The 7,490-nt window shown below is 52.0% G+C and carries 4 protein-coding genes and 1 pseudogene; all 5 read right to left on the bottom strand.

What is annotated here, in order from left to right; all coding sequences use genetic code 11:
* On the bottom strand, positions 1 to 563 hold a 563-nt coding region (locus tag Q0650_RS02615; protein WP_298815634.1), incomplete at its 3' end, for an SDR family NAD(P)-dependent oxidoreductase.
* Positions 564 to 799: 236 nt separating this feature from the next.
* On the bottom strand, positions 800 to 2,881 hold the full coding sequence (locus Q0650_RS02610; RefSeq protein WP_298815632.1) for a VCBS repeat-containing protein: 2,082 nt from the start codon (positions 2,879 to 2,881) through the stop codon (positions 800 to 802).
* A gap of 215 nt (positions 2,882 to 3,096) precedes the next feature.
* Positions 3,097 to 6,174 (bottom strand): glycosyltransferase family 4 protein, encoded by a 3,078-nt coding sequence (locus Q0650_RS02605; protein WP_298815630.1) that lies wholly within the window; start codon positions 6,172 to 6,174, stop codon positions 3,097 to 3,099.
* 5 nt (positions 6,175 to 6,179) lie between these two features.
* On the bottom strand, positions 6,180 to 7,190 hold the full coding sequence (locus tag Q0650_RS02600; protein WP_298815628.1) for a glycosyltransferase family 2 protein: 1,011 nt from the start codon (positions 7,188 to 7,190) through the stop codon (positions 6,180 to 6,182).
* A 3-nt stretch (positions 7,191 to 7,193) separates the two neighbouring features.
* Positions 7,194 to 7,490: pseudogene (locus Q0650_RS02595) on the bottom strand (glycosyl transferase family 1); the annotation flags it as partial.

Genomic DNA, 7,490 nt, shown 5'->3' with positions numbered 1-7,490 from the left:
ACCACCGTCTTCAGGCCATAAATACGGGCATAATCGCGCACATACTGATCGGCAGCGCCTTTGCTGCACCCGTAAGGTGAATGAAAATCGAGCAACTGATGTTCAGGCACGCCATTGGGCAGATCACGATAACGGTAGCGCGTCTCCTCCTCCACAACGACAACTGTCTCCATGCCGCCATAGACCTTATTTGTGGAGGAGAACAAGACGATCGGTGGCTCAGGAGCCAGCCGCGCTGCTTCCAGCACATTGAGAGTCCCCAGCGCGTTAATCTCAAAGTCACTCCGTGGATCCTTCACTGAAGTAGTGACAGCCACCTGACCGGCCAGATGATAGACCACGCGATGGCCGGGTATCACCGCCTGCATCGCAGCCGCATCACGAATATCGGCCTGCACGAAGCGCAATCGGTCGCCGTACCGTTCCTGGAGCCAGGCCAGATTGAGCGGCGTGCGCGGTCGGCTCAGATTATCGACAATGGTTACGCGCTCGCCTTGCCGCAGCAGATAATCGGCCAGATTGCAGCCGATAAACCCGGCGCCGCCAGTGATGAGATGGGTCATATCGCGATCTACCTCACATTTGTCTTCAAAACGCCTTAGTCGTACAAATCACATGCACGCAGGAAAACTGTCTAAGATCGCAGCCACCCACGCGATTGGCAGTTTAACAACCTGTCTTTTTCCAGGTGGAGTCGTACTACCACCATTTTTCGCCTGATTATAGCACGACTCATCAAAGGAGCGATCTCTGGTTGTTCGGAAGGAACAACCAGAGATCGCCTTAGTGCAAGCAATCTTTACCGTATCAGTAACGGCGTAAAGGTTTGATATACGACGCTTACCTTCCTGATGGTAACAAGAATTTGCACTGAAGGCACACCAGAAGATGAAACGGTTAACGTCACTGGATACGTCCCATTGCTGACAGAAGCAGCATTGATGGTCAACAACACCTGAGCTGGATTCAGGTCGCTAACTGTCGTATTGCTCAGCGATGCTGTCACAACATTGCCAGTATCGCCGGTTTCAATAAGACTCAAGGTCAGCGGAGAACCATCGCTCGACATTAGCCCGATCTGGTAAGTAGCTGATGACGTACCATCAGTGAGCACGAACAGATTATTCGTCGCTGCTTGCAAACCGGGTTGAACGCCCCGATTCGTTGCTGTTCGGCGGAACTGAGGCCACGGCATGCTATACGGAGGAGCAAGTTGATAGCCGGATGGAGCCGCTTGCGCAGGAAACACACTGGCGAGACTCGTCCAGGCGTAGAGATGAGCGGTGATCGGTGGAGCCGCACTTGCGCCATTGACAAAGATGTGACCACCGCCAATCACTACATCGAGCACATTATCGCCGTTAATATCACCAACCGCCGGAGTTGACTTCAGCGTATACCAGGCGTATAGTGACGGTGTCGAACCACACGACGGCGAAAGAAAACAAGTTATCTGCTGTCCATCATACCCGCGCAGAATGACCACACTCCAGAAATTGGCGCTCAACACTTCTACAATCCCATCGCCGTTAATATCGGCAATAACAGGTGATTGCAGATTACCACCACTCGGATCGTTAAAACGTCGGCTGGAATCCTCATCATAATTCGCGCTATACGGAATAGTGCGCCACTTTGGATTGGAATTTTCTGGATCCCAGGCTACGACTTCACTATGAGGAATACGACTATCCCCCTCCCAACCGACATTGACAACTATCTCTAACCTGCCATCGCCATCGATGTCACCCAACGCGGGTGAAGACTCGACACATCCGGGCGCATCGAGGGTCTGTAAAACAGCGCCATCGCTCAGGCGGAAGATTTTAACCCAGTTCCCTCGCTTCAACACCGGTTGAGTTATTGGGCTGATAGGAAGCCAGCAGCTTGCGCCAATGACGAGTTCATTGCCGGGCTGATCAGGCAGAACATCACCAATGGCTGGGGAAGAGTAAAGCGCCTGATCGACAAAGGTACGCCAGATAAATCCGGTTTGAAACTCAATCCGCTTGGGAGTACGAGATGCGGTATCGAAGGCGTGGAGGAAACCACCATCTTGCGTTGGAGGGATCAGAACGGGATTAGCAGTAATATCAGTTGCAGCCAATAACTCAAGCTCAGGATCACTATCGATATTGTAGAAGATCGGTGTAGACCAGATCGTATCGGCAGCGTGATAGTACCAGCGCACCGTGTAGCTCGTGTTGGAAACTGCGCTCAATAGGTAGAGATTTCGATCTAAACCGCCGAAGCCAATCTCCATTTTGCCATCGCCATCAACGTCGGCTAGCGCTACCGCAGACACCATACCATACAGATCTTCGGGCGGGTACTGTTCCTGCATCTGCCACTGACGCAGGCTAAAACGCCATACAATCTGGCCGGTCTGTCCATTTACTGCTACGATTCCACCGTCACAGTTTGATGGGAACACCGTCCCATAACCTACCACAATATACGGCACACCATTACCCAGTAGCTCGCCCACTGCCGGATTGCTATTGCCAACCACGTCACCTGCTTGAGGAGTACACGGCGCCGGCAATAATTGCACTGGCGGCCAGAGTTGGCTCCCATTAGCCCGCCGCGCGTGCAGATAGCCATCACTGGTTACCACTGCAACTTCCTTATGGTTTGACGTATTGCCGTCGATCTCAGCGATAACCGGCGAGCTACGAATAATCGGCGCATTACCCAGATTAATACCGTGACGTGCTGCTGTATCGTGCGCTGGAAACCCATTACCGTACCCAGACGGATGCGTCCATCCGGGCAGTGGTGGCGGTTGATCGGCATATCCAGCCTGTACCTGCTGCACTGGCAGAGCGCCGGTTACGATGAGCAGGATGATGAGGAAGAGGAAGGGTAAATATTTTAACATTTTGCTCTACTCCTTGTGGGACAAGCCATTACTATATCCGAAATCAAGATAGCATATCGAGCGAACGAAAACATAACTATGATATGCCGCCAGCCTGAGATTACAGCTAGCTCAGATGCAAATAGCAAAAAAGTAGATGGCTTGCAACGCAAGAGCCATCTACTGGTTCGCTATACAATGCTCTTTGAATTCAGATCAAACCAAACGGATTATATTTAGTTACCCTTCTGCAACGCTGCAAGATGCGCCTTGAGCAAAGCCAGCTCACGTTCAAGACGACGTTGATCGTGGCGAGACTGCACCAGCATATCAACCAACCCGACAACCACAGTCGCCATGATCTTATCTTCAGAAGCGGTTTGTGTCGCTGGCTCTGGCGCGTGATATTTGGGCCAGATACGATGTATCAACTGGCGAACTCGATCAACAATTGGCGCGGCACGAGGTTCGTGACTGTTGATGGCTCTGATGGTATGATTATTCCGTTCTGTAATCAGCGCCATTTCGCTTCGCAATTGATCAAGCAACTGCCAGTCAGGATACTCAGCAAGCATCAGATGCAATAGTTCGATCAAATGCGCTTCAAACCGATCATATGTAAAATTCAGCGCGCGCCGAATTCCACGCTGCGCGAGTTCGACCAGCAGCGGACGCGGTTGCAGCCACGAACCAAGCGTGATGATAAATCGTTCAATCAGCTTATTCCAACCAAACTGATCACGCACGTAATAATAGCCCTGCTCACCCAATTGCGCTGCTTCATCAGGATTGGTTAATAATCGCCCAATCACTGTACTGAATTCGTCCGCTGTCCGACATGCATAACCACCGCTACTGCGGGCAACGTGATCGCGGGTAACATTGCAATCGGCGTGAACGATGACCGGTCGACGTTGTTGCCAGGCTTCCATTATCACAATTGAAAAGCTCTCATTCAACGAAAGCTGGCAGAGCGCCAGACAGGCAGCATAAACATCGGCCAGCTCCTGGCGGTCAACAATCATCCCAAGCCGAACAATGTCTGGTCGCTCAGGTAGTTGCAAATCCCCCTGACCGGCCAGAACCAGCGCCAGGTCACTTTCAGGATGAGCATCTTTGAAAGCTACAAACCATTCCACCAGGAGCGATACATTTTTGGCCGTTTCAAGCCGACCGCTGTAAAGCAGAAACGGCGCTTGTAAACCGGTGCGGGCACGGAAACGTTCAGGGTCGCCTTGCAGCGGTTGTTCGGCAAAACCATAGCCAAAAACGGCTGTCCACGGATTAGCCAGATGTAATTTCGCGCGCGCAAGTTGTTCTTCTGCCGGAGAGTTAAAGAAGATACCACGCGCTTCTTCTAACATCTCCCGGAACAGACTGAACTGAGCTGCCGGCTCATCGTGCAGGCATGGAATGTGAAATGCCTTGTCGCCGGCTTGCTGCGCAGCGTAATAGGTCGTGCCAAAGAGGTACGGAGTAAAGATAAACGCCGCATAGTCCTCGCGATGATCGGCAATATATGCTTCAAGTGCCCGACTACGCAGGTTATGTTGCATAAAGCGCTCTTCGTCACGGCGAGTAATCACCTCCCCGCGCCCCGCTTTCATCTGCACATCGTGAAAACCAGCGGGATTGATGAGATCAGCCGGGAAACGGCGGACAACAACACCGTTGATCATTTCGGTTTCAGGCAATGGTGCCGTCTGCCAGCCGATCAGTTCGATCGCATTGGTCGTCAATACTTCAACCTGAATACCGCGCGCTGCCAGTTGTTCAGCCCAGGCTTGCGCGCCGCGCTCGGCTCCACCCAACACATCACGACCGTAACGCGGGGTAACAAATGCGATCGGACGGTTAGAGAGCAGTTGCCGGGCCTGAGGTAGATCCAGCAGCGCTGCGGGTTGATGATCATCCCGCATAGCCAGCACTCTCATCACCCGTTGGGCAAGGTCAACCGGGTCATCAGGGGTGAACAGTAAACCGGCATTGCCTACTGTATCGGGTAAAGCGGTTGCCGCTGCCGCGACTACCGGTTTACCCAGGGCCATAGCTTCAACGACCGGCATGCAAAAGCCTTCATGAATACTGGCAGTAACAAATACATCGCATAGCCGATAAAACTCGCTAATTCGTTCTCGTTGTTGTGGCCCGGTAAAAATGACTGCCTCGGCAATTCCCAACTCTGCGGCCCGCGCTTTGACTTCAGCAACATACCCGGCATAGACATGGCCGGTTTCTCCAACCAGCAACAACACTGTCTCTGGATAGCGCTGACGAATCAAAGGCAGAGCTTCAACCAGGATATGAATGCGTTTGTTCCGAGCCATCCGGCCTACATAGAGCAAAACCGTTTTACCGTGAAGACGATATTGTTCCTGGAGACCTGGATCAGGCGACCCGGCATAAGCCGACCTGGAAACAACCGGATATGGTTGGACACTAGCCCGATCAGGCGCAATCAAACCTGTTGCAACCAGCTCATCAACCATATACTGGCTATGCGCAACAGCATAATCGGCAAAACGCACCAGCGGTAGATTGGCAACTCCACTCACAACATCTTCATAGCCTGGATTGCCAATACCCCAAATCGCAGGTGGTGTAATGCCGTGATAGTCGAACAGGATTGGGGCTCGCGCTACTCGAATCAGCTCAACCAGATCGTAGTAAGACGAATAGTTCACGATCACGGCTGCAGAACGACGAAAATGCTCGGCAGCAAATCGACTCTGCTCGTCTGGTTGCAAAATATGATGTGGATTGACAGCAACCATAAAGCGACGCAACGCGCGGGGTAACTGGGCATCAATGAATGCCGTTAGTAATAACGGTCGAAAGCCTGCCGCAGCCAATGCCCGCACTTGCGAGGCAACATGCGTTCCTACCGCGTCGTTGGCAAGACAGTTACCGTTGAGTACTGTAATACGGGGAGCATCTGACTGCACAACCGTGATCGGACAGGAGAACGGTTTCACTCCGCGATCCCGAAACCATGCGATGTTGTGCTCAACCAGCTCGATGGTCAGCAGATACGAACCGGGTGGCAGGTCAGCAATGACTCGCAGTTCAACCGTTATCTGTTCACCCACGGGTACCGGATGCGGCAATGGTTGCCAGGGTAACTCATGCCGCACTTGCCCATCTGGAGTCATCCAGCGCGCGACAATCAGAACGGGATAACCGGTATTCAACCAGGGAGAAGGACCAACATTGCGCAATCGTAGACCAATGAGAAGTGGTTCATCCTGAATCAGCCGTTCGGGCAATGGTTCAAGCAGAGTATATTCAACACCGTAGAGAGAATGTGTTTGCATAGGAGTCAATGGTTGAACATCCAATCAGCGCGTCGATGAGTATTTTGCCAGTACGCAACCGCTTGAGCGCGAATGAGATCTTGAATCGCTGCGACCAGACGTTCCTCACCAGTCGGCGTGAGTGTCGAATCTAATTGCCGACGCGAAGCCAGAATAGCACTAAAATTGAGTAAGGTCTCGGCATATGCCCAGCGCAAGGCATGCCCTTCAATCGGCCACAGCGCATGCTGTTGCACATGAGCCAGTTCTGCCGGAATGAATTCATTGAGGAGTGTATCGATAGAATAATGCTTGAAAATGAAGCGCAAACGACCACGATTATAGTAACAACTTCGTTGAAGTTCATCAGGTAAAGAGAGAGACTCGTGGTGTACCAGAGTAGCAGCCGGATTGTAGACAATCTTCCAACCAGCCCGTCGCAGTCGTTGACAGAGGTCGATATCTTCAAAATAGGCTGGGGTAAAGCCTTCGTCAAACGGTTGAGCTGGATCAAGCGCCTGCACTCGCAACGCTAGCGCTGCGCCCGTGACCCAATCACACTCAACCGACTCATCGTATTGTCCATTGTCTGGTTCGTGCCAGCCAATATGTCGCACAATCGCGCGAGGCCACTCCAACGTAACGCCAGCATGCTGAATAGTTCGATCTGGATAATGAATTTTGGCACCCACTGCGGCAATCTCTGAATCAACTTCCAGCGGAGCTACCAGATGCTCAATACATCGCTCATCTAACTCTGTATCCTGATTGAGCAGCACAATGACCTCAGGTGGTTCCGGATCAGCCAGTAACGCCCGAATACCTGTATTCACGCCACCAGCGAAGCCCAGATTTCGCTCATTACAGATCAGGCGCAAACCTGGATACATCTGCGCAATTAGTGCTGGCGTACCATCACCGGAAGCATTATCGACAACCAGGACTTGTACCGGAATTGACTGTTGAAAGAGCGATGCCAGACAGGCAAATACAGCTTCGGAAGCATTCCAGCTTAACACAATAGCAGCGACACGCATAAGCTAATGTTTTTTCTGCGGAGAGAATGATGAAACATCACCGACCCGGGACATAATCTGAGTAATTGTTGTCTCTATACCGAGCAACTGTTCAGCAAAGTCTCGCATCTGCTGTCCAATCTGATGGATTTCTGCTACCTGGCGATGATTGTGGTCTTGTGTGCCATTTTCCAGATTAGTTATGCGTAATTCCAACCATTGCTGCCGTTCCGCCAGCTCCTGTTGCCGTTCCGCCAGCTCCTGTTGCCGTTCCGCCAGCTCCTGTTGCCGTTCCGCCAGCTCCTGTTGCCGTTCCGCCAG

This window comes from uncultured Chloroflexus sp., assembly GCF_937129525.1.
In the GTDB taxonomy this organism is placed as follows: Bacteria; Chloroflexota; Chloroflexia; order Chloroflexales; family Chloroflexaceae; genus Chloroflexus.
The sequence above is the reverse complement of the archived record's forward strand: the minus strand, read 5'-3'. Positions and strand labels throughout refer to the sequence as shown.